Origin of the sequence: Ensifer sp. 22521, assembly GCF_052044795.1 — a bacterium.
Classification (GTDB): Bacteria; Pseudomonadota; Alphaproteobacteria; order Rhizobiales; family Rhizobiaceae; genus Ensifer.
Genome location: NZ_JBQENM010000001.1, coordinates 287,479 through 313,196 on the forward strand (window position 1 = coordinate 287,479; position 25,718 = coordinate 313,196).

A 25,718-nucleotide genomic window follows, 5' to 3' on the forward strand; every position below is an offset into this window, starting at 1 on the left:
TCGGAGAACTCGGCGGACTATAGATGCGGCCTAATCAAAGGCAAGGGTCGTCTCCATGCTGCGGCCCTTGGCTCGTATGGTGACAACGATCGGCTTGCCCTTGAGTTCCCTGTCCTTGCCGGAGAGCCGAACCGGGACGGCTGCGCTGAGGCCCGTCTCGCCCTCGACCGCGATCTCGGGCTTGCCGAAGGAAACGTCGGAAGGGCCGGCCAAGAACAGTTCCGGATGGTCCGCGCCATCAGGCAAATGCACGGAGAGGTGCAGCACGGTTTTTTCCGCATCATAGCGGCTCGCCGTGATGGCAAAGTCCTTGGATGGCGCTTCCGGCAGGGCGGCAACGGCGTCATCGATGCGCGCGCTGTCGAGCGGATTGTCGAAATCGCCCTGCTTCAAGGCCAGCGTCAACTCGCCCTGAACCGGGATGCAGATGTCTTCGCAGATGCCGAGAAACACCGAGGCGCGAATGGTCACGTCGCCTGTGCCCTGGACGCGCTTCAGCGTCAGCGGGAAAGCGACCGACTTGTCGTAGCCGACATAGCGCACCACGCCATCGTCGAACGTCTTCGGCACGGGGAAGCCGACCTTCTCGAGTACGACGCCGCTCGCCGGATCGATCGTCACCTGCGGAGGGATGCCGCTTGCGCCGGGCTCGCGCCAATAGGTCTTCCAGCCAGCGTTAAGATTGACTTCGAGCGTTGCGGGGATCGTGCCATCTTGCCTGGGTTGGGCTGCGACGAGGCGGATCATGCCGCCTGGAGAGGTCACCCAATCGCTGGTGGCCGCCTGTGCAGCGACGGCAAGAAAAAAAGCGGCGATGAGGCTTGCCGCGCCAATGAACTGGGCCATGTTCTGATGTGTGGAGCGTTGGATCATGTGGGAAGCAATATCGCTTTTGCCGATGCTGCTCCAGACGCTGCGAAGAGAGCAACGATCATAATCGCTTGATCGGACACGGCGAAGTGAACGTCGTGCGTGCAATATTTCCCGGCCGCGACGCTGAGGCGCTTTTCATTTCGCGGTGAATTGGTAGGCTGTTCCGATGATGTCGACTCCGATGGCGCAGAAGAGACGGGAGCGAGGTTTCCTTGACGGTCAATTCCTGATCGCCATGCCGGGAATGTTTGATGCCAATTTCGCCCGCACGGTCATCTTCATCTGTGCTCATTCAGACGACGGCGCCATGGGCTTCGTGCTCAATCGGCCTCAACAACTGACCTTTCCGGACGTGTTGCTCCACCTCGATATTCTCGACGAGGAAGAGGCGATCCGGCTTCCGCAGATGACACGGGATTTCCAGATTCAGGCCGGCGGACCGGTTGAGACCGGGCGCGGCTTCGTGCTGCATTCCGACGACTATCTGAGCGATTCCAGCATTCCGGTCAGCGATGACATCTGCCTGACGGCAACGCTCGATATCGTCCGCGCCATTTCGCGCGGGGAGGGGCCAGTCAGGGCGACGATGATGCTCGGCTATGCCGGCTGGGGTCCGGGGCAACTCGAGGCGGAAATCACCCAGAACGGCTGGCTCACGAGCCCGGCACGCGAGGAACTGATCTTCGACAAGGCGCTGGACGACAAATACGACCGGGCGCTGGCGCTGATGGGCGTGTCGGCCGCGATGCTCTCGGTGGACGCAGGTCACGCCTGATCGCCGTCTTAGCCGGCGTTCTTCAATCATTCATGCTGAAATGAAAAGCCCGCCGGGCTGTAGCCGACGGGCTTATGGCGATCTGCGCGCTGAGCGGCGTCGTGTTGCCGAACTCACGCCCGCTTCATCAGCGGAAAGCGCTCCTTCAACAGTCGCTGGATCGATTCCGAGCCGATCGGCGGGCCGAAGAGGAAGCTCTGGCCGTAGTCACAGCCCATCTGTGAAAGCTGGATTGCATCGTCTTCGGATTCGATACCCTCTGCCACCACCTGCATGTCGAGCTCACGCGCCATGGTGATCACCGAGCGCAGCAGGATGCCGCGCTTGTCGCTCGGGTCGCGCACCAGCGCTTTGTCGATCTTGATCGTGTCGAAGGGGAAGCGGGTGAGGTAGGAAAGCGACGAATGGCCGGTACCGAAGTCGTCGAGTGCCAGTTTCAATCCGGCTTCCTTCAGCTTTTCGAGGACGAGACGGGCCTGCTCGGGATTTTCCATCACCAGCGATTCCGTCAGTTCCATCTTCACCTTGCCCGGATCGCAGCGGTTTTTGGTGAGAATTGCGCGGACGTCGTCGTAGAGCTCGTTGTTGAGCAGCTGCGCGCTCGAAAGGTTGATCGAGACGAAGATCGGCAGGTCGCCGGCCTGGACTTGCCATTCCGTCAGATCGCTCGTTGCCTTGTCGAAGGCGAACATGCCGAGTTGGTTGATGAGGTCGGAATTCTCGGCAATCGGAATGAACTCGGTCGGCGAGATGTTGCCGCGCTTCGGATGATCCCAGCGCATCAGCGCTTCGAAACCGGCGATCTCGGCATCATTCAGCCGGACGATCGGCTGATAGACCAGCGAGAGCTCCTTGCGTTCGATCGCCCGCTTGAGATCGGCTTCGAGCTGAAGCCGGTCCGATCCAGAAGTACGGAAAGCAGGGCGGAAGGGCTCGACACGATTGCCGCCTTCCTTTTTCGCCCGGAACATGGCGAGCTCGGCATCGTCGAGCAGGCCTGCTGCGCTTTGCTCCTGGTCGAGCCAGGAGACGAGGCCGATCGAAGCCGTCAGGTTGATTTCGCGGTTGCCGTAGTTGAGCGGCACCATGATCGCCTTGCTCACCGCGTCGGCGAAATCCGCGACCTTGGCGGGATCGCGCTCCGACATCAGGATCAGGCCGAACTGGTCGCCGCCGAGGCGGGCAAGCGTGTCCTGCGGGCGCAGGAGCCGCCGCAACCGTCGCGTCAAGGCGATCAGGATGTTGTCGCCGGCGGCGATGCCCAGGAGATCATTGACCTGCTTGTAGCGGTCGATGTCGATTGCGAGCACCGTCGGGCGCACCGAATTGCTGCCGTCGGCCATCAGCAGGATCGCCTGCAGCCGGTCGAGGAAGACCTGGCGGTTCGGAAGGCCGGTCAGATTGTCGAGCAGCGCGTTGTGCAGCAGACGCTCCACGGAATTGCGCTGTTCGGTGATGTCGATGATAGTGCCGACACAGCGGATGATTTCGCCGTTGGCGCCGAGCACTGGCCGGGCGCGAATGGAAAGCCAGTGATAGTGGCCGTCCTCGGCGCGCACGCGGAATTCATGATTGAGCTTGCCGCGGCGGCGCTCCAGAAGCACGTCGAGCGTCGCCCGGAAGCGGTCGCGGTCATCAGGGTGGAGCCGCGGCAACCAGTTGCGCAAGGGGCCGTGCATGCTGCCGAGCGACAAGCCGAGCTGCGTCGAGATATCGGGCATGGTCACCACGCGGTCGCGCGCGACGTCCCAGTCCCAGACGGTGTCGCCGGAGCCGGTGAGCGCGAGCGACTGGCGTTCGAGATCCGAGAACAGGCCCTGCTGGTAGCCGCTGCCGGCAACCGCATGCTGCATGACGGTGAAGCCGATCAGGAGCACGATGAGGACGAGACCGCCGCCGAGCGCCGGCTGCACGATGTCGTTGGCGAGCTGGCCGGTGACGGTCAGCCACGCGCCGAAGAGCCAGACGAGTATGAGCAGCCAGGCCGGCACCAGAAGGATTGCGCGGTCGTAGCGGTTGAAGCCAAGATAGGCGATCAGCACGATCCCGACGGTTGCCGTCAGGGCGAAGGAGAGGCGGGCGATGCCGGACGCAATCGCCGGATCATAGACGGCGACGCCGAAAAGCAGGCCGAGGCCCAGGATCCAGGCGAGCGTGGCGTAACCCAGATGCTGGTGCCAGCGGTTGAGATTGAGATAGGTGAACAGGAAGATCACGAGGCCCGCCGCGAGGAAGACCTCGGTGCCCGCTCGCCATATTCGTTCGTCGCCTGCGGTGACGCTGATGAGCTTCGACAGGAAGCCGAAATCGACGCAGATATAGGCGAGAACCGCCCAGGCGAGCGCCGCCGTTGCCGGCAGCATCGAGGTTCCCTTGACGACGAAAAGAATGGTCAGGAACACCGCGAGCAGGCCGGCAATGCCAAGTACGATGCCGCGGTAGAGTGTGAAGGCGTTGACCGTGTCTTTGTAGGAGTCCGGCTCCCACAGATAGATTTGCGGCAGCTCCGGCGTCGCGAGTTCGGCGACGAAGGTGATGATGACGCCCGGCGCCAGCGTGATGCGGAAGACGTCCGCCTCGTCGCTTGGCTCGCGGCTGAGCGCGAAGCCTTCGCTGGGCGTGATCGAAAGGATGCGCTTGGAGCCGAGATCCGGCCAGAAGAGCTTGGAATTCACCAGCCGGAAATGCGGCGCCACGATCACGCGGTCGAGCGGTTCGGCCGAAACGTTGGCGAGCGCGAACACCGCCCAGTCGCCCTGATGGTCTTCGCTGCTGGAGCGCACTTCGATGCGGCGCACGATGCCGTCGGTTCCGGGCGCGGTCGAGACCTGGAAGGCCTCGTTGCGGCCGCTGTAGATCTCGGTCGTTGCCGTCAGGTCGAGTGCGGTGTCCTCGCGTGAAATCTTCACCGGCTCCAGAGCCTGGGCCGCACCGCCGAGCGCGCAGAAAAACGTCGTGAGCGCAATCAGAAACGCTGCCAGCTTCGAGGCTGACCAGGCGAAGGGCGAGCGGGCTAGAGGCATCAAAGGGGCATATTCCTGTTCGGTAGGGCATCGTCGGACAGGAGAGAAAAGAGCACGTGGTCTCGCCACTGGCCATTGATTCTCAAGTACTGTCTTAAGTAGCCTTCACGCTCAAAACCGGCCTTTTCAAGGAGCCGGATGCTTCTTGAGTTGTCCGGAATACAGGCTGCTTCAATACGGTGCAACTCAAGGGTCGAAAAGATGTAGGGAATAGCGAGCCTCAGGGCCGCGTACATATGACCCTTGCCGGCGTGGCGCGCGCCCATCCAGTAGCCGATCATGCAGTTTTGCCCGGCGCCGCGGCGAATGTGGCCGATGGTCAGCCCGCCGAGCAGCGTCTCGTCTGGCTTGTGGAAAAGAAAGAGCGGCACGGCCTGGCCGGACGAATATTCCTGTTCGTTGCGGATGACCCGGCTGCGAAAGGAACTCTCTGTCATCTCGTCAGTACGCCAGGATGGTTCCCAAGGCTCCAGGAAGGCGCGGCTCTCGCTTCTGAGCTGGTACCATTGCCGATAATCGGCATAGCGCGGGAGCCGCAGCAGATAATTCTGGTCGGCAATTTCGATCGCCTCCGGCTGCCGCGACAGGAACCGAAAAACCGATCGTGTCATAGCTGCCTCCGAGGCCGTCCAGTTTGCGTGCGGGGACCTTTTATCATCCGCCCGGCAGCGCGCCTTTGCGCTGTCCAAACCGAAACGTTGCACAACTTTGCGCGCAAATCGAATCCGAATTTGCGAAAAGGCGCAAAGACTTCACCATTTGGATATGGTGTTTGCGTCCTCGGCGGCCCGGGGCAATTTCAGGAAAAGTGGCAAACGCTTTCCGCCAGGAGTTGCCTGCAGCGCCGCGCGTCTTGTCAGACGCGCAAAGGTCGCTGTAGCACTTTGATTTTCTGCATGTCTTTGTCCTTAAGTCGAGGTCGATTTAAGGAGACATGCACTAGCCTCGAAACGGCAAGATCATTTCACGGTTTCGATGAAACCATGAAATGATCTGGGCCTGTTTAGCTGGCGACGGCGTGCGGTACGGCGGCCTTGCCGGTCAATGTCGACAGGATGTCGCCCATCGGGGCAAGCTGCTCCAGCGGGCCGATCGCCGAGAGCGTCGGCGTCGTATCGAAGAACAGCCGGCCGGCAAGATCGGTCAGGCGTTCGATGGTAATGCCGGACAGGCGCTCCATCAGTTCTTCGTTGGGGATCGGGCGGCCGTAGAGCATCATCTGGCGGGCGATCTGGCCGGCGCGGGCGGCCGGGCTTTCCTGGCCCATCAGCAACTGTGCACGGATCTGGGCGCGGGCCCGCTCGATTTCCTGCTGCTCGATGTTCATCGAGGACTTGCGCAGTTCGTCGACGATGACGGGCATCAGTTCCGGCAGGTTCTCGCCACCGGTTGCCGCGTGCACACCGAAGATACCGGTGTCGGAAAAGCCCCAATGGAAGGCATAGACCGAATAACAGAGGCCGCGATGTTCGCGCACTTCCTGGAAGAGGCGGGAGGACATGCCGCCGCCGAGGATGTTGGCGAGGATCTGCGAGCAATAGAAGTCGCGGGCGTGATAGGCCTTGCCTTCGAAGCCGAGCAGGACCTGCGCGTCCATCAGGTCGCGCGTCTCGCGGCTTTCTCCGCCGGTGTAGCGGGCGGTTTCGAGCACCGGGGTCGCGATCGGCGTGCGCGGCAGCGAGGAGAAGCGTTCCTCGACCTGGCGAACGAACGCGTCGTGTTCGACGGCGCCGGCGGCGACCACGAACATGCGGTCGGTCGTGTAATTGCGGCCGAGATAGTGGCGGATCTGGCCGGCGGAAAACGACATGACCGTATCGGGGGTGCCGAGGATCGGGCGTCCGACCGTCTGGTTGCGATAGGCGGTCTCGGCGAAGCGGTCGAAGACCACGTCATCCGGGGTGTCGTCGGCAGCGCCGATTTCCTGCAGGATCACCTGCTTCTCGCGCCGCAGCTCCTCGTCGTCGAAAGTGGATTCGGTGAGGATGTCGGCGAGAATGTCGACCGCCAGCGGTACATGGTCCTTGAGGACGCGCGCATAGTAGGACGTCGTCTCGGTCGACGTGGCGGCGTTGACTTCGCCGCCGACATTTTCGATTTCTTCGGCAATCTGGCGGGCGGTGCGCCGCGCGGTGCCCTTGAAAGCCATGTGCTCCAGCAGGTGGGCAATGCCATGTTCGCCCAGGGTTTCATTACGCGAACCGGACTTGATCCACACCCCGAGCGCCACGCTTTCGAGATGCGGCATCTGCTCGGTTACCACCGTCAACCCGGAAGGGAGCCGGGTGCACTCAACTTTCATCATACGTTTCTTCTCGTTCTTACCCCCGGAGACGGGTGCGCTCGCCGATAAAGGTCTCGACGCTCTTCAGGTCCGCATCCAGGATATCGAAACGCTCCTCCCTGTTCATCAGGTCAGCAAGCCACGTCGGAAGCGCCGGGTCAATACCACTGGCCGATTTTACCGCGTCCGGGAATTTCGCCGGATGGGCGGTGGCAAGCGTCACCATGGGGGCGGACGGCTTCTCGTGCTTGGCGGCGACGAAGACGCCGACGGCGCTGTGCGGATCGAGCAGATAGCCGGTTTTCTCCAGCGTCTTGGCGATCGTCTTGGCGACTTCCTTCTCCGAGGCGCGGCCGGCGCGGAATTCCTTGCGGATGGCTTTGAGCGCCTTTTCGCGAATGGTGAAGGAACCGGACTGCTTGAGGCCGTCCATTGCCGCGCGTACTTCGCCCGGATCACGGTCGTTCGCCTCGAACAGAAGCCGTTCGAAGTTCGACGAGATCTGGATGTCCATCGACGGTGCGGTGGTCGCCTTGACGTCGCGCATCTCGTAGCGCCCGGTCTTCAGCGTGCGGGCGAGGATGTCGTTTTCGTTGGTGGCGATCACCAGCTTGTCGATCGGCAGGCCCATGCGCTTGGCGACGTAACCGGCGAAGATGTCGCCGAAGTTGCCGGTGGGCACCGTGAAGGAGATCTTGCGATCCGGCCCGCCGAGCGCGACCGAAGTGGTGAAATAATAGACGATCTGGGCCATGATGCGCGCCCAGTTGATCGAGTTGACACCCGAAAGCTTGACGCGATCGCGGAAGGCTCCGTCGTTGAACATGGCTTTGACGAGGTTCTGGCAATCGTCGAAGTTGCCCTTGACGGCAATGGCGTGAACGTTTGATGCCTGCGACGTCGTCATCTGTCGCTGCTGCACCGGCGAAACCTTGCCGTGCGGGAAGAGGATGAAGATGTCGGTGCGTTCGCGGCCGGCGAAGGCGTCGATCGCCGCACCGCCGGTGTCGCCCGAGGTCGCGCCGACGATGGTGGCGCGCTCGTCGCGCTCGGCCAGCACATAGTCCATTAGCCGCGCAAGCAGTTGCATCGCCACGTCCTTGAAGGCGAGCGTCGAGCCGTGGAACAGCTCCATGACAAAGGCATTCGGGCCGGTCTGGACGAGCGGAGCCACGGCCGGGTGGCGGAAGGTGGCGTAGGCTTCGTCGATCATTTCGCGGAACTTGGCCGCCGGGATCTCGCCGTTGGTGAAGGGCTCGAGGACGGCGAACGCGATCTCCTGATAGGATTTGCCGCGCAAGCCGCGGATTTCCTTCTTGGAAAACTTCGGCCATTCTTTGGGGAGATAAAGACCGCCATCGCGCGCAAGACCGGCAAGCAGCGCGTCGCAGAAGCCGAGAGGAGCGGATTCGCCGCGCGTCGAGATATACTTCACCATGATTGTCCTTCGTCCCACCTGCCGATCGCGACGACCCTAGAAAGCGGCGCCGCGGTTTGCCCGTCTTATTGCGTCAGTCCTTGACAAAGTCTGCATCTATTCTTGTCACCGACGCAATTTCCGACCGTAGATCAGGTTTCGGAAAATTCGGAAGGGACACGCCGACCCAATCGATTTTTCAGTTTGTCGCTGCTATAGACGATGCCCGAAGGCCATGAAAGGTCTTCCGGCCGAGATTTCGGTCAAGGAGTTTCAACCGGTCCAGCAGAGGTTGTTCAACGTGTTTGGCAAAGTATCCCGGCCTGTTCTCGCAATATCTTTTCTCGCGGTCCTCGCCGGCTGCAACAAGACGCAGTCCGGCGGAGCGATCGATGCGGGCGGCAGCGCCACCGCTCCGACGCCAGCCGTCGTCCAGGCGGCATGCCCGCAGGTCGTCCTGCGTGACGGCACAAATGTGTTCACCAGCTACGCCAAGGGTGCCAAAAACGACCCGTCGAAGCTCGTCTACCAAGCCTCTCTTGCCGACACGACGCGCCAATGCGTGCAGAGCGAGAGCGCGATAACCATTACTGTCGTGGTCCAGGGCCGCGTCGTCAGCGGTCCCGCCGGCGGTCCCGGCAAGATCACCATGCCGATCCGCGTGGCTGCGACCGACGACGACAAGACGCTCTATTCCGAGCTGACGCAGCATGCGGTCGAAATTCCTTCGACCGGTTCGGCGCAGTTCGTCTTCACCAAGGCCGACGTGACATTGCCGGCAGGGTCCGGTTCCAACGCCACGGTCTATGTCGGCTTCGACGAAGGTCCGCCGGCAAAGGGCAAGAAAAAGTAAGCTGCGATTGCAGCCTGCAAACAAAAACGCCGGGGCAAGCCCCGGCGTTTCTATTTTATATCGCGCTCTAGCTTATTCAGCCGGAACGCTCTTGCCGCCTTCCCACTTGTAGAGCGAGAAAGCCTGCGAGGTGAGGTCGCCGGCTTCGCCATAGGTCAGCTTGCCGAGCACCGTGTCGATCGCTTCGCCGGACTTGATCGCAGTGGCAACCGCAGTCGCGTCTTCGGCGGAGCCGGCCTTCTCGATGCCAGCCTTCAACACCTGCACGGCGGCGTAGGCGTTGAGAGTGAAGGCTTCGGCCGGAATGTTCTTCGCCTTCAGCGCTTCGACGGCTGGAGCTGATGCCGGGTTGCGGGTCGCGTCGCTGGCGTTGGTGTAGACCGTGCCGGTCGCAGCTTCGCCGCCGATTGCCCAGAATTCCGTGTTCGACAGGCCGTCGCCGCCAAAGATCTGTGCCTTCACGCTCTGATCGTGCATCTGGCGTGCGAGCAGGCCGCCTTCCGGATGGTAGCCACCGAAGTAGACGACATCGACATTCTCGGCCTTCAGGCGGGTGACGATGGCGCTGAAGTCCTTGTCGCCCGGGTTCAGGCCTTCATAGACGACCTCGGTGATGCCGCCTGCGTTGATCGCCTTCTTGAAGCCGTCAGCGAGACCCTTGCCGTAAGGAGCCTTGTCGTGCAGCACGGCGACCTTCTTGTCCTTGAGGTTCTTGACCACATAGGCGGCGGCGACTTCAGCCTGCTGGTCGTCGCGGCCGCAGGTGCGCAGCACGTTCCAGAGGCCGCGGGTGGTGAGGTCGGGCGTCGTTGCCGTCGGCGTCACCATCAGAATGCCGTTCTCGGCGAGAACGTCGGAAGCCGCCATCGAGGTGCCCGAAAGCACCGGGCCGACGACGTAGCGGATGCCTTCGCCGGCCGCCTGGTTGGCAACCGAAACGGCCTGCTTCGGATCACCGGCATCGTCGAGCAGCTTCAGGACGATCTTCTCGCCGTTGATGCCGCCAGCCTTGTTGATCTCTTCAGCGGCCGTTTCCGCCCCGTTCTTCACCTGCTCGCCATAGGCCGCGACCGGGCCGGTGAGCGGCGTGATGACGCCAACGGTGATATCGGCAAAGGCGAGCGGGCCGAAGGCGACGCTGGCCGCCAGGGTCAGGCCTGTCAACATTGAAAGACGCATAGTGTTTCCTCCTAGAAATACCCCTGATGGGGCTTGCTTGATATGGCCCTCGTGCGCGGCTTTTCGAAAACCGGGGAGATTTTCTAGGGGACGCGACGCGACTGCAATGTGTCATCGTGTCCCTCGACGCCTATTTGGACGCCTGCTGTGGTGGCCGAAGGCTTCTTTTCCGCTCCGGCTGAAGGCCGGGGCGAAAGGGGGCAAAATCGGTCGGCCGCGGCGTCTCAGGCTGTCAGCGATTCCGACCATTCGGAAAGTGCTGCGATCACGCCCGGAAGGGCCGTCATGCGCGAGATCACTGTCTCCGCGCCGGCTTCCGTCAGCTTGTCGGCATGCGACGGGAAGGTGTGGGAGCCGCCGGTGAAGCCGACGACGCGCATGCCGGCGCCACGCGCGCCGTGGATGCCATGCACCGAGTCCTCGATGACCAGCACCCGCGACGGGTCTACGCCCATCTGCTTGGCACCATGCAGGAAGATGTCCGGCTTCGGCTTGACGCGATCGGGTCCGAGGTCGCGCGCCGAGTAGATGCGCGGGCCGAAGTGGTCCTTGATGCCGACCTTGCCGAGCATCATGGCGAGGCGCGCCGAGGTGGAGTTCGAGCAGATGCAATGGGGCAGTGTGAGCTGCAGCAGCATCGGCTTGACGCCGTCGATGATCTTGACGTCGCGCTCCAGACGTTCGTCGAGAATGGTGTCTACCTTGCCGATCAGCGACGCGGAAAGCGGGATGCTCGCTTCCTTCTCGATCTGCAACAGTGTGTTGTGCCAGGTCATGCCGGCAAAACGCTCCGCCATTTCTTCGACGCTGATCGGATAACCCGCTTCGGTGAGCAGCGCGGCTTCGACTTCCGAAGCGATGATTTCGGAATCGACGAGAACGCCGTCGCAATCAAAAATGATGAGATCGATACCGGACATTTGAAACAGTTCCCTGGGAGAAGAAGGCGCCGCAGGCAGGGGGAGGATAGCTTGCGCGGCGCGGGGCTTTCGTACGCCAGAGCTTTATACGAAGGCGGCCGAAAGCTCAACCTTTGGAAATTATCGAAACCGCTGTTCCGCTTGCTCGACAGTATTGTTTCGCGGCTCTATCTGTAGGCGATGGAAAAGCAACAGGACGACACACTTGCAAGTCGCATCAGCAGGGCACTCGCCGAGAGGATCATCTCCGGCATTTTGATGCCCGGGGAGCGCTTGCGGCAGGATCACATCGCCGAGGAATTCGGCGCGAGCCACGTTCCCGTTCGCGAGGCTTTTCGGCGGCTGGAGGCCCAGGGGCTTGCCGTCAGCGAACCGCGCCGCGGCGTCCGCGTCGCCTCCTTCGATCTCAAGGAGGTGAGGGAGGTTGCCGAGATGCGCGCGGTTCTCGAAGTGCTGGCGCTTCGCCATGCGATCCCGCATTTGACGCCGGCGATCCTTGATCGGGCCGAAGCGGCGACGGTCGCCGCCGACACCTCGCGCGACGTGCGCTCCTGGGAAGCGGCAAACCGCGCCTTTCACCGATTGATCCTGCAGCCCTGCGGCATGCCGAGGCTCTTGGCCGCGATCGACGATCTGCATGCGGCCAGCGCCCGTTTTCTCTTCTCTGCCTGGCGCACGAGCTGGGAAGCGCGCACCGACCACGATCACCGCGCGATCCTCGCAGCCTTGCGCGAAGGCCGCGGCGATGAGGCCGCGAAGATCCTTGAACGGCATGTTGGATGGATCGGCAAGACGCCGGTGAGGACCGCCGCAGGTGAGACCCGCGAGGCTTTCTCGATCGTTGGCTAGAGTGGATCTCGCTCGCGGTCGCTATTGCGGAAACAGCTCAGAGAAAGTCTTGTCGCCATTGGCCGTAAAGCGGATGGCGCGGCTGTTGGCCTCGCGTTTTGCCCAGCCCTTGTCGATGAACAGCGTCAGCAGCGCTTCGCCCAGAGATCCCGCGAGATGCGAGCGACGCTCGCTCCAGTCGAGACAGGTGCGGCAGATCGGCCGGCGGGATTTTTTCAATGCGGCATAGTCGATGCCGAGCGCCTCGATCCGGCTCTGGCCGGCGGGCGTCAGCGCCAGGTCGTCACCGGTGATCTCGATCTGCTTCTCGGCAATCAGGCTGTCATACATGCGTACGCCATAGTCGCCGGCCAGATGATTGTAGCAGACGCGCGCCTTCCGGAGCGCCGGATCCTTCGGGCCTGGTCGATGGCGGTTCATGCCGCGGCCGGCGGCAAAACCCATCAGGTTCTCGAGCATCAGCCCGACTTCGTCTTCCGCGAGCTGAAAGTAGCGGTGGCGTCCCTGTTTGCGCTGGGTCAGCAGGCCACCCGCTTCGAGCTTGGAAAGGTGGGAGCTGGCGGTCTGGAGCGTGATACCGGCGTGGGTCGCAAGTTCGGTCGCCGTCAGGGCACGGCCGGCCATCAGCGCCGTCAGCATGTTGGCGCGGGCGGGATCGCCGATCAGCGATCCGATGAGAGCGATGTCAGGACCTTCCTTCATACTTCGATCGTAGTCGAAGCATCCCTATCGAACAAGCGGGCATACTCCACTCATCGAAGGCCCGCAAACTGCCGTGGCCACAAGGAGACGATGATGATCACCTGCTTCATCCGCTATGAAATCGATCCCTTCAAGAAGGAGGAGTTCGCCATCTATTCGCGCAACTGGGGCGAGGCGATCCCGCGCTGCGGCGCGGATCTCATCGGTTACTACGGACCCCACGAAGGTTCGGCGACGACGGCCTACGGTGTCTACAACATCGAGAGCCTCGCGGCTTACGAGGCCTATCGCGCACGGCTCTCAGCCGATCCGCTCGGCCGAGAGAATTACGCCTTTTCCCGCCGCGAGCGGTTTATCCTGAAGGAGGAGCGAATCTTCCTGAAGAACGTATCAACGCCTGCCGGAGGTAAGTGAAACATGATTGCCGTCATCTTCGAAGTCCTGCCGGCCGAAGGGTGTCGCGACACCTATCTCGGCATTGCCGCCGATCTGCGCCCTTTGCTTGACGACATCGATGGCTTCATCTCGATCGAGCGGTTCCAGAGTCTCGCCAATCCCGACAAGGTGCTGTCCCTATCCTTCTGGCGCGACGAGGAGGCGGTGAAGGCCTGGCGGAACGGCGCCGAACATCGCGCTGCGCAGGATGCGGGACGCCACGGCGTCTTTGCCGACTATCGCCTGCGCATCGCCTCAGTGATCCGCGATTACGGGCTGAACGAGCGCCGTGAAGCGCCGGCCGACAGCCGCACCTTTCACGACGCCAAATGAAACGCCACTGCAAAAGTTCTCACTAACATGGCGTGAATACGAACTTTTTCGGAACGGCCTTCAGGCTTTGGTAACCATCTTCGGTAACCATAAGCTCCATAGTCCGTTCCGAGTAAGCGTATTTGCGAGTTGTCCATGTCTTCAGTTGTTTCGCTTGCCGAAGTCTCCCGCTCCACCCGCCCGCTGGGCTGGCTCGACAGCATCATCAAGGGTGACTGCGTTGCGGCGCTCAATGCGCTTCCCGACAATTCGGTCGACGTCGTTTTCGCCGACCCGCCCTACAACCTCCAGCTCGGCGGTATGCTGACCCGTCCCGATCAGTCGGTGGTCGATGCCGTCGATGACGAATGGGATCAGTTCGCTTCCTTCGAAGCCTATGACGCCTTCACCCGCGCCTGGCTGCTTGCCTGCCGCCGCGTACTGAAGCCGACCGGCACGCTCTGGGTCATCGGCTCCTACCACAACATCTTCCGCGTCGGCGCCATCCTGCAGGACCTGCACTTCTGGATCCTCAACGATATCATCTGGCGCAAGACCAACCCGATGCCGAACTTCAAGGGTCGCCGGTTCCAGAACGCCCATGAAACGCTGATCTGGGCGACGCCGAACGCCAATGCCAAGGGCTACACGTTCAACTACGACGCGATGAAGGCAGCCAATGACGACGTGCAGATGCGCTCCGACTGGCTGTTTCCGATCTGCTCCGGACATGAGCGCCTGAAGGGCGACGACGGCAAGAAGGTGCATCCGACGCAGAAGCCGGAAGCACTGCTCGCCCGTATCCTCATGGCCTCCACCAAGCCCGGCGACGTCGTGCTCGATCCCTTCTTCGGCTCCGGCACGACCGGTGCCGTCGCCAAGCGTCTCGGCCGCCATTTCGTCGGCATCGAGCGCGAGCAGGATTATATCGACGCGGCATCGGCACGCATCGACGCGGTCGAACCACTCGGCAAGGCGATGTTGTCGGTGATGACCGGCAAAAAGGCCGAACCGCGCGTCGCCTTCAACACGCTGATCGAAAGCGGGCTGATCAAGCCGGGCACGGTTCTGACAGACGTAAAGCGCCGCTACAGCGCGATCGTTCGCGCCGACGGCACGGTCGCTTCCGGCGGCGAGGCCGGCTCAATTCACCGCCTGGGCGCCAAGGTCCAGGGGCTTGATGCATGCAACGGATGGACATTCTGGCACTTCGAAGACGGGAACACCCTGAAGCCCATCGACGAACTCAGAACCGTCATTCGAAATGATCTGGCAAAGCTGAACTGATCAACCAGTTCGCCGGATCCTTCGAAAAGCGCTCCGACCGGTTTTTGTACCTTCAGTCCCGGAAGGAGTGCTTTAAATGCCCGGAATCCTCACAAGGGGATTCCGGGCATTTGTATGTTTCCGGTATGCTTGCCGGGTTGACGCGATAGGCAACGAAGCTTCGCCTGATTGCCAGTCCTTGCGTCCGGAAATAGGGTTCGGAGAAACCAGTCTTCACCCGAACATGGGGTGCCTTCCGCATGACCTCTCCCGATCGACTCAAGCGCGTGAAGCAATGGGCGCGTCAAATCAAACGCGACGTCGTAGCACTCTGGTTCGCTGCACGAGATCCTCGAACGCCGCTTTCAGCGAAATTCGTTGCCGGCGCCGTGGCGGCCTATGCGCTGTCGCCGGTCGACTTGATCCCCGATTTCATTCCGGTGCTCGGCTACCTTGATGATCTGGTCATCGTTCCGCTCGGCATCCTGTTGGCGGTGCGTCTCGTGCCGCCGGCGCTGATGCACGAATTTCGGGAGCGGGCGACGGCACAGGAGGGGCGCCCGTCCAGCCGCGGCGGTCTGGTCGCGATCCAATGCATCTGGCTGGTGGTCGCAGCGCTTGCTGGCTGGGTGGTGTGGCGGATGGTTTCGGCCGAAAGCTGACAATACCGCAACATAGCTGGCCATCGGACTGGTTTTCGGCGAGACGGCTCGCGTCAGGGATGGATACCGTAGGCGACAAGATCGGCTTTCAGTTTCTCCGGATCGACGAAATGCACTGCGTGCCACCCGGCGAGCCGTGCGGCTTCGACATTGGGCACGCTGTCGTCGATGAAGAGCGTGGCCGAGGGGGTAAGCCCAAAAGTGCGGGTGTGTGTCTCGTAGATGGCAATATCGGGTTTGATTAGCTTCACGTCGCCCGAAACCGTGACGCCGCGCGGCAAGGTCAGGAAGGGATAGAGCTGCTGGGCCTCGCGGAACGTATCAGAGGCGAAATTGGTCAGCATGGTCACGTCGCGCCCTTCGGCGATCAGCCGCTCCAGCAGCGAGACCGTTTCGACATAGGCGTGCGGGACCATCTCCTGCCAATGCTTGCGGAACGCACGGATCTGCTCTTCGCGTTCCGGATGGTCTTTGATCAAAAGCGCTTCGGCTTCCTCCCAGGGGCGGCCACGGTCCTGCTCGATGTTCCAGTCATGGGTGCAGACATTGGCGAAGAACCATTCGCGCTCCGCCTCGTCGGGAATGATGCGGCTGTAGGGCAGGTTGGGGTCGTAGTGGATCAGCACCTTGCCGATGTCGAAGACGATATGGCGAATATCGATGCTGCTCATAACTGCATTCCTTGCTCGATCTTTCAGCGTTCAGCCTTGAAGGCGTCAGGGATCGCCTGAGTGATCGCCTTTTTCATGACCGTCGGCAGCGCCTGGGCCGTGAGGGAGTGAACCGGTTCCCACCAGCCGTCTCCCTCCGTTCCGGCGCGCGCGACATTGGCGCGGTAGACGGAGAGACGCAACTCGAAATGTGTGAAGACGTGGCTGATGGTTCCGCAGTCTTCCCAGGGCGCGACGAAGGGTTGGGAGGCGAGCGAGGTGTCGCCGTCCTGTCGTGATGTCCAGTCGGTGCCGGGCACCTCGGTCATGCCGCCAAGAAGGCCGGTTTCGACCCGCTTGCGCAGATAGACGGCATTGTCGGCATCGATCGCGACGAAGGCCGCGCCGCACCGAAGTGGTTTGTCCTTCTTCTGCGCCTTGCGCGGAAAGGTCTCGGGATCGGCAACCGAGAGTGCGCGACAGTGCGCACGGAAGGGACAGAGCGAGCAGGCAGGCCGCTTCGGCGTGCAGATCGTCGCGCCGAGGTCCATCATCGCCTGGGCGAAATCGCCCGGACGATCATCGGGCGTGAGGATGGCGACGCGCGCCCGCATTTCGGGCTTCGCTGCCGGCAGGGGCGTTTCGATCGCATAGAGGCGCGAGATCACCCGCTCGACATTGCCGTCGAGCACGGCGCTTTTGTGGTTGAAGGCGATCGCTGCGATCGCGGCTGCGGTGTAATCGCCGATGCCCGGAAGGGATTTCAGTCCTTCCTCTGTGTCGGGAAAACGGCCGCCGTGACTGTTCGCGACGGCTTCGGCACATTTCTTCAGGTTGCGGGCACGGGCATAATAGCCAAGCCCGGCCCAGGCCTTCATCACGTCCTCGTTCTCGGCGCGCGCCAGGTCCTCGACGGTCGGCCACAGCGACAGGAACTTCTCGAAATAGGCCTTCACTGCCTGGACCGTCGTCTGCTGCAGCATGACCTCCGACAGCCAGACGTGATAGGGATCGGCAACGATCCCTCGGCTCGCCATAGGCGGAGAGACCCGCCAGGGCAGGTCGCGGTGGTGCCTGTCGTACCATTCCAAAAGTAGGGGAGCGGCGTCGGCCGCTGGGATTGAATCGTGCATGATTTGCCGGGAGTTCTCTTTCCGGCCTATACTTGGCGAAGCGGAGCCGCGGCATCAAGGCTCAATCGACGTTGCATACAGAAAGTCGCTTTCGTGAGTGAGCAGAAGCCCCGCAAGGGTGTCGTCCAGATCAGCGAAGTCGCCAACGGCCTGATCGACCCCGTCCTCGCCAAGCGGGCAGGCATCAACACCATGCTGCTCGGCTCCTGGGACGAAATTGCCGGGGAAGGCTTCGCCGATTGCACGCGGCCGGAGAAGATCGCCTGGCCGCGCCGCGCCTCGGAAATCTCGGGTGAGGGCGGCTACCAGCCGGGCGTGTTGACGGTCGCTTGTGAAGGCGCACGTGCGCTCTTCCTGACCCATGCCCAGGGCGAACTGATCCAGCGCATCAACGGTTTCTTCGGTTTCTATGCCATCGGCCAACTGCGCATCGTTCAGAAGCCCGTGTCGCCGCAGCACAAACACCGTGGCAAGCCGAAGCCACTTTCGGGCGAGCCCGCGCGCCGGCTGGAAGCGATGGTCGAGGGCATAGAGAGCGAAGAACTGAAGGCGGCTTTGCGTCGGCTTGGGACGGCCGTGCTCGCGCCGCGTCGGCGGTAGGGCCATCAGCCGGTCACAATTCTTTGAATTCTGTTGACGACCGGCCACTTGCCGCCCCGCGCGCAGCAAGATATCGAATCCACACCATAAATCCCTCCGAACACGGGTCAAATTCATGTCCGCTTCCGCAATGAACCTTACGAAACGCCTGCTCAGCGGTGCCGCCATCGCAACCGTCGCCCTGGTGCTTGCTGCCTGCAGCGACGAAAAGAAGGAAACGGCATCAACCGCGCCGACCGAGGCGAGCGAGACGGCGGCAAATCCCGCTACGGACGCCATCACCACGGCATCGACGGCCGCGGCCCCTGCAAGCACCGAAGCAAAGCCGGCTGCAGGCACCGAAGTCGCCCAGTCGACCGCCGCCGAGCTTCCTTCTTCGGAAGGCTCGGTCGATCAGGCAAAGCTGCTCGAGCCGGGCGTCCTGCCGGAAATGGCGCTGGGCGAAGCCAATGCGCCGGTCACCATCGTCGAATACATGTCGATGACCTGCCCGCACTGCGCGGCCTTCCACAACAACACGTTCGAAGCGATCAAGACGAAGTACATCGACAGCGGCAAGGTCCGCTTCATCGTGCGCGAATTCCCGTTCGATCCGCGCGCGGCCGCCGCCTTCATGCTGGCGCGTTGCGCGCCGGAAGGCCAGTATTTCCCGATGATCTCCATGCTCTTCAAGCAGCAGCAGCAGTGGGCCGCGGCCCAGAACGGCCGTGATGCGCTGCTGCAAATATCCAAACTCGCCGGTTTTACACAGGAGAGCTTCGAGGCCTGCTTGACGAACCAAAAACTTCTGGATGATGTGAACTCTGTCATGCAGCGGGGCGCAAAGGATTTCGGCGTACAGTCGACGCCGACCTTCTTCGTCAATGGTGAGCACTATTCGGGGGACATGTCGGTTGACGTTATGTCGGCCCTCATCGACAGCAAGCTCTGATCCTTCGCTTTTCCTGAAAACGGGCGACGGCAGCAGCCGTGCGCCCGTTTTTTTCGTTTCGCGGCGCTGTAGAGGGGGGTATCTCGTCGCCCCAGCGTCGCCCGCATGAAGTTCAACAAGCTCCGCCTGCTTGGCTTCAAATCCTTCGTCGAACCGACCGAGTTCATCATCGAGCGGGGCCTGACCGGCGTCGTAGGACCGAATGGTTGCGGCAAGTCGAACCTCGTCGAAGCGCTGCGCTGGGTGATGGGGGAAAACTCCTACAAGAACATGCGCGCCTCCGGCATGGACGACGTGATCTTTTCCGGATCCGGCAACCGTCCGGCGCGCAACACGGCGGAAGTCGGCCTCTATCTCGACAACGGCGATCGCACGGCACCGGCCGCCTTCAACGACAGTGACGAGATCCAGGTGACGCGCCGCATCGAGCGCGAACAGGGCTCCGTCTACCGCATCAACGGCAAGGAGGCGCGCGCCAAGGATGTGCAGCTCCTCTTTGCCGACGCCTCCACGGGCGCGCGCTCGCCGTCGATGGTCGGGCAGGGGCGTATCGGCGAGCTGATCGCCGCCAAACCGCAGGCGCGTCGGCAACTCCTCGAAGAAGCAGCCGGCATTTCCGGACTGCACTCGCGCCGCCATGAGGCGGAACTGCGCCTCCGGGCAGCGGAAACCAACCTTGAACGCCTCGACGACGTAACCTCGCAGCTCGAAAGCCAGATCGAGAGCCTCAAGCGCCAGTCGCGTCAGGCCAATCGCTTCAAGATGCTTTCGGCCGATATCCGCAAGCACGAGGCGATCCTGTTCCATATCCGCTGGGTGCACGCCAAGGAGGCGGAGGCCGAGGCGACGAGCCAGCTCAATCAGATCACGGCGCTGGTCGCGGAAAAGGCGCAAGCGCAGATGCAGGCGGCGAAGGATCAGGCGATTGCCAGCCTGAAGCTGCCGGAGTTGCGCGAGAACGAGGCGCGGTTCGCCGCCGCCTTGCAACGCCTGCAGATCGCCCGCTCGCAGCTTGAAGAGGATGCCGGCCGTATCCTCAGGCGGCGCGACGAGTTGCAGCGCCGTCTGGCGCAGCTTGCCGAAGACATCGCCCGCGAAGAGAGGCTTGTCGTCGACAATGCCGGCATCCTGGCGCGGCTCGACGAAGAAGAAGCCGAACTCAGCGACATGCTGGCCGAGGCCGATGACCGTGCGACGGAAGCACGCGAGCGGCTGGAAGAGGCGAACGAAAAGCTTGCCGGCAACGAAGCGCTGTTGGCGCGGCTGACGGCCGAACGTGCCGAGGCACAGGCCGGTCGCAACCAGCTCGAGCGCACGCTGCGCGATCTCTCGGAGCGCCAGGCCCGGCTTGCGCGTCAGCTCGCCGATCAGTCGCGCGATCTCGACGAGCTAAACCGGCAGATGGCCGCACTTCCCGATCCGCATGAGAAACAGGGCCAGGTCGAGGTTGCCGAGGCCGCGCTCGAAGAAGCGGAAATCAATGTGCTTGCGATCGAGGAGGCTCTGGCAGAGGCGCGCCGCGCCGAGGTCGAGGCGCGTCCGCCTGTTGATCGTTCACGCGCTACTCTCAACGGCATTGAAACCGAAGCGCGCACGATCCGGCGGATGCTGGAAGCGGCATCGGGCGGCACCTATCCCGCCGTCGTCGAGGAGATGAAGGTCGACCGAGGCTTCGAAATCGCACTCGGCGCAGCCCTTGGCGACGATCTCGATTCACCGCTCGAAACGGACGCGCCTGCCCATTGGCGCGCCCCGGGAGATCATGCCGGCGACGCCGGCCTGCCGGAGAGCGTTACGTCGCTGATTGCGCACGTGAAAGCACCGGATGCGCTGACCCGCGCGCTGAAGCAGATCGGCATTGTCGCAAGCGAAGCGGACGCGGAACGGCTGCTGCCGCTGTTGAAGCCGGGCCAGAGCCTCGTCACCAAGCAGGGCTCCGTCTGGCGCTGGGACGGGCACGTGACCGGCTCCGAGGCGCCGAGTGCGGCCGCCCTGCGACTGGCCCAGAAGAACCGGCTGGCAGAACTCGATGCCGAAGCCGAGGGCGCAGCAGAGGCGCTGCGCCGCGCCGAGGCCGAACTTGCGGCCGCCGGTACACGCATCCACGCCGAAGACGAAAGACTGCGGCTTGCGCGCGATGCGCAGCGCATGATCACGCGGCAGCTAGCTGAAGCCCGTGACGCCCTTGCTGCCGCCGAGCGCGCCTCCGGCGATCTTGCTCGCCGCCGTGCGGTGTTGGCGGAAACGCGCAGCCAGATCGAGGTCCAGGTCGAGGAAGTGGCCGAGCAGATCGAGACGGCCAACGACGCACTGGCGGATGCTCCCGATCTTTCGGAGCTGGAACTGAAACTGCGCACGCAGACCGCCGACGTCGCTGCCGATCGTGCCGCAGTTGCCGAGGCCCGTGCCGCCCATGACGGCCTGGCGCGCGAGAACGAGGCCCGCCAGCGACGCATCACCGCGATAGCCAACGAGCGCCAGACCTGGAAGGCGCGCGCCGCGAGCGCCGAGGAACATATCGCCACGCTACGTGACCGCGAGGCCGAGGCTCGCGACGAAGTGGAAGAACTGATCGACGCGCCCGACGAGTTTGATGACAAGCGCCGTGCGTTGATGAACGAATTGCAGAAGGCAGAAGCGGCACGGCGCGAGGCGGCTGACCTTCTCGCCGAGGCCGAAAATCACCAGCGCGAGGCGGATCGGCTGGCGGCGACGGCGCTCTCCGAGCTGGCGGAATCGCGCGAGAAGCGTGGCCGCGCAGAGGAGCGGCTGGTTTCGGCCCGTGAGCGCCGTGTCGAAATCGAAGCGCGCATCCAGGAAGCGCTCTCCTGTGCGCCGCACGAGGTGATGCGCCTGACCGGGCTCGCTGTCGATGCGGCGTTGCCGGACATGCGCAACATCGAGCGCGAACTCGAACGGCTGAAGATCGAACGCGAACGGCTTGGCGCCGTCAACCTGCGCGCAGAAGAGGAGCAGAAGGAGCTTTCCGAAAAGCTTGCTCTTCTCCTTAGGGAGCGCGACGACGTCATCGAGGCGATCCGCAAGCTCAGGAGCGCCATCCAGAACCTGAACCGCGAGGGCCGCGAGCGCCTGATCGCCGCGTTTGATGTGGTCAACGTGCAGTTCCAGCGGCTCTTCACCCACCTCTTCGGCGGCGGCACCGCCGAGCTGCAACTGATCGAGAGCGACGATCCGCTGGAGGCAGGCCTGGAAATCCTCGCTCGCCCGCCGGGCAAGAAGCCGCAGACCATGACGCTGCTTTCGGGCGGTGAGCAGGCGCTGACGGCGATGGCGCTGATCTTTGCGGTATTCCTCACCAATCCGGCGCCGATCTGCGTGCTCGACGAAGTGGATGCACCGCTCGACGATCACAATGTCGAGCGCTACTGCAACCTGATGGACGAGATGGCGGCCTCGACCGAGACCCGCTTCATCATCATCACCCACAACCCGATCACCATGGCCCGCATGAACCGCCTCTTCGGCGTGACCATGGCCGAGCAGGGCGTGTCCCAACTCGTCTCCGTCGACCTGCAGACGGCAGAGCGGTTGAGGGAAGTGGTGTAGCCACTCACTCGAATTCGGTGATGAACCCCGGCACCGGCCGCAATGCATCGCGCGCTCCCCAGGTATCGATGTAGGCGGCCAGGGGGACCTTGTTTGCGCGATATGCCGCATATAGCGTCGCAGCGCCTGCCTTCTCCGGCGGTCGCCTGAACCACCTGCTGTAGGTGACAACGGCGCCCGTCACCCAGGTCCATGCGTCGCCGATGCCGTTCTCGTTGACGAGCCCGAGCCAGGGTCCGACGCGGCGATGTTCCCCGCCTTCGAACAGGCTGTTGAAGAACCTGGCGTCCGTGTTTACCAGCGAGGCGACGAACGCATTTTCGTCACTGGATTCAATCGTGGCAAGGTGACCGCCGCAGCGTTCAGCAGTCGCCTTGGCTTCCTGCCAGCCGATCTGCCGTGCATCGTAGGCGGCCGCGTAGAGGCGCCCGTCGAACACGCCGTAGGTCAAGGACAGCGGCGACAGGCAACGAACCATGGCCACCACCGCCGCATCCTCAAGCCCCTTGAGATCGGCGGCATCATAGCGGCGTGCGATTGCAGCCGAGAGGATTTGGTGGTCGACGCGAGCAAATCCCAGGCCCAGGGCGGCGCTGGTCTCCTGGTCGAGAAATCCGGATTGCGTCAGACCGCGGGCTGTCTGAAACGAGGTTACCGCCCGGCGCGTCTGGCCACCGAAGGTACCGTCTGTCTGGCCCGTATCGAACCCTTCGCTGCGCAATGCCTCTTGCGCGCTTGAACGCTTTCCGCGGCAAAGGCCACGAGCGTGCCTGCACCCTGCGTGTCAATCGGTGCGAGCCCCCTGATGGCGCCACCGCGGCTTGCGCCCTCCACTTCGCGATTGAGCCGGTCTGCGAGCGGATTGTTGCGGCAGGCATCGAGGAAGATCAGCGAGATCTTCGCACGCTTTTCCAACGCGTTGACAATTTCGGAGAGTGCCATGGTTTCGGCTGGCACGTCGAATTCGCTTTCGAGCCTCGCATCGGTTGCGACAAGGAAATTATCGCCGTGCAGCTGCATGCCATGTCCGGCGTAGTAAAACAGTGCAACGTCTTTGGGGCCGATCTTGCGCGAAAAGCGCGCAAGCGCCTCGGCGAGACCCCTGCGATTTGTATTGAGCACGAGGTCGGCCTCAAAGCCCTGGTCATCGAGGAAGGTCTTGAACGCTTCGGCGTCGCGCGAAGCATTGGGCAGAATACCTGCAACGACGTAGTTGCTCATGCCGACGATCAGCGCCAACCGTTTGCCGTCCTCCTCGGCGAGGGCGTGCCCGACTGCAAGCAGGACGATCAGGGCCGAGAAGACCCAGGACGTGAGTTTTGTACGCCATTTCATGACCTACCCTCCGAGCCTCTGAGCCTGAACGGATTGCCATGACGGGACATTCTTGAATGCACCCCATCGCCGGAATCGATATGCGTGACTACTCAAATTCAAGAACGAGGCTCGGGGACATGTTGATGAGCCCCATGTCTTGCCACGTGTTGAGGTAGGTACTCCTCATGTCTTGCCGGCCGTCACGCTGGGTAAAATACATCGCGGAATCGGCGCCCGGCTTGAATTCGTATGGCGCGCCTGGGACCCATTTTGTGTAAGTCATCGCCTCGCCGCTGTCCCAGTGCCAGCCGCCTTTTGGCTCCTTGCCTTGCGGGTCCTGAACCAGGCCAATCCACGGCCCGATTTTGTAGCTGATGTTGTCCGGAGCGTAGTAGCCCATATCGAAAAAGCCCGGGTCGGCGTTAAACAGCGATGCGATAAAGGCATTTTCCGCGTCCGATGTGATCGAGGCAAGATATGTGCCGCAGTTCTTGGCGACGGTTTCGGCATAGGGTGCGCGAGTCGACCCCGTTCGTGCCACGACATAGAGATGGCCCCCGAAAGCACCATAGACGGAGGGCTCGTGACCCAGGCATTTTATGGCGGCAAGGACGCGTTCGTCCGTTTCGAGCCCGGTAAGGTCGTCGATGTCATAGATTCGCGCCGTCGTTGAACTGTATATGCCCTCTGCCCTGTCGTTGACCTTTATGCCAAGGGCTGCTGCAGTGAGCTCGGTGATGAAACCGCTCGCCGGCTGACGGTTGGTGCTTTGGAAGCGTTTGATCGCTTCGCGTGTCTGTCCGCCGAAAACGCCGTCGGCCACGCCGGATGCAAAGCCCTTGGCTGCGAGTGCTAGCTGGACGTTTTTGCGCTGTTGCTTGTCCGGCAAGAGCCGCGCTTCTACCGACAGCGGAAGATGCGACTGGTTGCGCACTGCTGCGGGTTCGATCTGTGCCAGTGTCTGGCGCGCGAGTTGCGCATACTCGCCGGTGCGGTGCTTTTCGACGAAGAAGTGCCAGATCCGTGGCGTGCCGATCCTCAGGGCCTTCTTGAAATCCGCTTCCGCCCCAAGCGCAGCCGGGTCGACTGCCGGTGCCTGTATTGCAGGCAGGGTGGCATTGGTATGCGGCACTATCATCTCCGGCCCGAAGTAGAATTCCAGCGACAGGGAGGACAGGATTTGCGGCTGCTGTTTGCCCTGCGTTTCCTTGCGCACGTCGCGAACGACCCGCTTGAAAGCGGTGCCGACCTCAAGGCCAGCGCCGGAGAGATTGGCGATCAGCGCGCGGGTGAACGGCGAATGTCCGTCGGTTCCGTCGGCTGCGACCTGGCCAGGGGCGGCGGCGAAGGCGACGAGCGTTCCGCCACCCTGGGTCTCGATCGGCGCCAATCCTCTGGTTGCGCCGCCGCGGGTGGCACCCTCAACTTCGCGCGTGAGTCTTTCGGCGAGTGGGTTGTTGCGGCAGGCATCGAGGAAGACCATCGATATCCTGGCACGTTTCTCCAGTGCATTGATGATCTCGGAAAGCGCTACGGTTTCGGCCGGGACGTCGAATTCGCTCTCAAGCTTTGCATCGGTCCCGACGAGGAAGTTTTCGCCGCGCAGCTGCATGCCGTGCCCGGCGTAGTAGAACAGGGCTGTGTCTTCAGGCCCGATCTTGCGCGAAAAGTTTGAAAGCGCGCCGGCGAGACCCTTGCGATCCGCGTTGAGCACGAGGTCGGTTTCAAATCCCTGGCCCTTGAGGAAGGCGTCGAACGCTTCGGCATCACGTGAGGCATTGGGCAGCGTTCCGGCAACGACGTAGTTGCTCATGCCGACGATCAGCGCCAGCCGTTTGCCACTTCCTTCGGCAAGAGCGTTCCCTGCAGCAAATAGGACCATCAGCGCCGAGAGGAGCCAAAATCTCAGATCCGCACGCCATTTCATGACCTACCCTCCGAGCCCTCGAGACTGAAACGGATTGCCATGA

The 25,718-nt window shown here is 62.5% G+C and carries 23 protein-coding genes; 10 read left to right on the forward strand and 13 right to left on the reverse strand.

The genetic code is table 11. The features are described from left to right. Positions 1-30 precede the first annotated feature (30 nt). Positions 31-846: a protein-disulfide reductase DsbD domain-containing protein gene (locus ACTJKE_RS01315; RefSeq protein WP_440659834.1), complete on the reverse strand. Its 816-nt coding sequence runs from the start codon at positions 844-846 to the stop codon at positions 31-33. A gap of 196 nt (positions 847-1,042) precedes the next feature. Here ACTJKE_RS01315 and ACTJKE_RS01320 point away from each other — a divergent pair, with 196 nt between their 5' ends. Next, positions 1,043-1,648, forward strand: a complete 606-nt coding sequence (locus ACTJKE_RS01320) for a YqgE/AlgH family protein (protein ID WP_057251089.1) — start codon at positions 1,043-1,045, stop codon at positions 1,646-1,648. A 113-nt stretch (positions 1,649-1,761) separates the two neighbouring features. On the opposite strand, the gene ACTJKE_RS01325 is transcribed toward ACTJKE_RS01320, so the two are convergent. From ACTJKE_RS01325 to thrC, 4 genes are all read right to left on the reverse strand, one after another. Next, a complete protein-coding gene (locus ACTJKE_RS01325; protein WP_440659833.1) occupies positions 1,762-4,671 on the reverse strand; it encodes an EAL domain-containing protein in 2,910 nt (969 codons plus the stop codon). Further along, complete coding sequence (locus ACTJKE_RS01330; protein WP_057250658.1) at positions 4,671-5,282, reverse strand: GNAT family N-acetyltransferase; 612 nt, start codon at positions 5,280-5,282, stop codon at positions 4,671-4,673. The genes ACTJKE_RS01325 and ACTJKE_RS01330 overlap by 1 nt, the downstream gene beginning before the upstream one ends. Positions 5,283-5,674: 392 nt before the next feature. Next, positions 5,675-6,976 (reverse strand): M16 family metallopeptidase, encoded by a 1,302-nt coding sequence (locus tag ACTJKE_RS01335; protein ID WP_440691056.1) that lies wholly within the window; start codon positions 6,974-6,976, stop codon positions 5,675-5,677. A 16-nt stretch (positions 6,977-6,992) separates the two neighbouring features. Next, positions 6,993-8,393 (reverse strand): threonine synthase, encoded by a 1,401-nt coding sequence (gene thrC / locus ACTJKE_RS01340; RefSeq protein WP_082663367.1) that lies wholly within the window; start codon positions 8,391-8,393, stop codon positions 6,993-6,995. A gap of 280 nt (positions 8,394-8,673) precedes the next feature. Here thrC and ACTJKE_RS01345 point away from each other — a divergent pair, with 280 nt between their 5' ends. Further along, positions 8,674-9,225 (forward strand): hypothetical protein, encoded by a 552-nt coding sequence (locus ACTJKE_RS01345; RefSeq protein WP_057251086.1) that lies wholly within the window; start codon positions 8,674-8,676, stop codon positions 9,223-9,225. A 72-nt stretch (positions 9,226-9,297) separates the two neighbouring features. Here the strand turns inward: ACTJKE_RS01345 and ACTJKE_RS01350 are convergent, their stop codons facing one another. Together ACTJKE_RS01350 and ACTJKE_RS01355 are read right to left on the reverse strand one after the other, a co-directional pair. Beyond that, positions 9,298-10,404 carry an ABC transporter substrate-binding protein gene (locus ACTJKE_RS01350; RefSeq protein ID WP_057250656.1) on the reverse strand — a complete coding sequence of 369 codons (1,107 nt, stop codon included), beginning with the start codon at positions 10,402-10,404 and terminating at the stop codon, positions 9,298-9,300. A gap of 224 nt (positions 10,405-10,628) precedes the next feature. Next, the gene (locus ACTJKE_RS01355) at positions 10,629-11,324 is read right to left on the reverse strand and encodes an HAD family hydrolase (protein WP_112995332.1); all 696 of its coding nucleotides are present in this window, start codon (positions 11,322-11,324) and stop codon (positions 10,629-10,631) included. Positions 11,325-11,504: 180 nt separating this feature from the next. Between ACTJKE_RS01355 and ACTJKE_RS01360 the strand changes: the two genes are divergently transcribed. Then, positions 11,505-12,173, forward strand: a complete 669-nt coding sequence (locus ACTJKE_RS01360; protein WP_057250651.1) for a GntR family transcriptional regulator — start codon at positions 11,505-11,507, stop codon at positions 12,171-12,173. 21 nt (positions 12,174-12,194) lie between these two features. Here ACTJKE_RS01360 and ACTJKE_RS01365 read toward each other — a convergent pair whose 3' ends face one another. Next, entirely contained in the window at positions 12,195-12,875 is a 681-nt protein-coding gene (locus tag ACTJKE_RS01365) for a winged helix-turn-helix domain-containing protein (protein WP_112995333.1), read from the reverse strand. A gap of 93 nt (positions 12,876-12,968) precedes the next feature. Between ACTJKE_RS01365 and ACTJKE_RS01370 the strand changes: the two genes are divergently transcribed. The 4 genes from ACTJKE_RS01370 (at position 12,969) to ACTJKE_RS01385 (ending at position 15,550) form a co-directional block, all read left to right on the forward strand. Next, positions 12,969-13,289, forward strand: coding sequence for an NIPSNAP family protein (locus ACTJKE_RS01370; RefSeq protein WP_112995334.1), 321 nt, complete (start codon positions 12,969-12,971; stop codon positions 13,287-13,289). Between the two features lie 3 nt (positions 13,290-13,292). Further along, entirely contained in the window at positions 13,293-13,643 is a 351-nt protein-coding gene (locus ACTJKE_RS01375; RefSeq protein ID WP_112995335.1) for an antibiotic biosynthesis monooxygenase family protein, read from the forward strand. Between the two features lie 135 nt (positions 13,644-13,778). Further along, on the forward strand, positions 13,779-14,909 hold the full coding sequence (locus tag ACTJKE_RS01380) for a site-specific DNA-methyltransferase (RefSeq protein ID WP_112995336.1): 1,131 nt from the start codon (positions 13,779-13,781) through the stop codon (positions 14,907-14,909). 239 nt (positions 14,910-15,148) lie between these two features. After that, positions 15,149-15,550: a YkvA family protein gene (locus ACTJKE_RS01385; protein WP_112995337.1), complete on the forward strand. Its 402-nt coding sequence runs from the start codon at positions 15,149-15,151 to the stop codon at positions 15,548-15,550. A 53-nt stretch (positions 15,551-15,603) separates the two neighbouring features. Here the strand turns inward: ACTJKE_RS01385 and ACTJKE_RS01390 are convergent, their stop codons facing one another. Next, positions 15,604-16,221: an HAD family hydrolase gene (locus ACTJKE_RS01390; RefSeq protein ID WP_058320368.1), complete on the reverse strand. Its 618-nt coding sequence runs from the start codon at positions 16,219-16,221 to the stop codon at positions 15,604-15,606. A gap of 23 nt (positions 16,222-16,244) precedes the next feature. Then, on the reverse strand, positions 16,245-17,333 hold the full coding sequence (gene mutY / locus ACTJKE_RS01395; protein WP_112995338.1) for an A/G-specific adenine glycosylase: 1,089 nt from the start codon (positions 17,331-17,333) through the stop codon (positions 16,245-16,247). A 93-nt stretch (positions 17,334-17,426) separates the two neighbouring features. On the opposite strand from mutY, the gene ACTJKE_RS01400 reads away from it, so the two are divergent. From ACTJKE_RS01400 to smc, 3 genes are all read left to right on the forward strand, one after another. After that, positions 17,427-17,933, forward strand: coding sequence for a DUF721 domain-containing protein (locus ACTJKE_RS01400; protein ID WP_057250635.1), 507 nt, complete (start codon positions 17,427-17,429; stop codon positions 17,931-17,933). Between the two features lie 115 nt (positions 17,934-18,048). Beyond that, positions 18,049-18,864 carry a DsbA family protein gene (locus tag ACTJKE_RS01405; protein ID WP_440691058.1) on the forward strand — a complete coding sequence of 272 codons (816 nt, stop codon included), beginning with the start codon at positions 18,049-18,051 and terminating at the stop codon, positions 18,862-18,864. A 105-nt stretch (positions 18,865-18,969) separates the two neighbouring features. Beyond that, positions 18,970-22,431, forward strand: a complete 3,462-nt coding sequence (smc, locus tag ACTJKE_RS01410; protein ID WP_112995340.1) for a chromosome segregation protein SMC — start codon at positions 18,970-18,972, stop codon at positions 22,429-22,431. A gap of 4 nt (positions 22,432-22,435) precedes the next feature. Here smc and ACTJKE_RS01415 read toward each other — a convergent pair whose 3' ends face one another. From ACTJKE_RS01415 to ACTJKE_RS01425, 3 genes are all read right to left on the reverse strand, one after another. After that, the gene (locus ACTJKE_RS01415; RefSeq protein WP_440691060.1) at positions 22,436-23,152 is read right to left on the reverse strand and encodes a peptidoglycan-binding protein; all 717 of its coding nucleotides are present in this window, start codon (positions 23,150-23,152) and stop codon (positions 22,436-22,438) included. Next, complete coding sequence (locus tag ACTJKE_RS01420) at positions 23,083-23,766, reverse strand: caspase family protein (protein ID WP_440691062.1); 684 nt, start codon at positions 23,764-23,766, stop codon at positions 23,083-23,085. The genes ACTJKE_RS01415 and ACTJKE_RS01420 overlap by 70 nt, the downstream gene beginning before the upstream one ends. 88 nt (positions 23,767-23,854) lie before the next feature. Next, on the reverse strand, positions 23,855-25,675 hold the full coding sequence (locus ACTJKE_RS01425; protein WP_058325503.1) for a caspase family protein: 1,821 nt from the start codon (positions 25,673-25,675) through the stop codon (positions 23,855-23,857). Positions 25,676-25,718 lie beyond the last annotated feature (43 nt).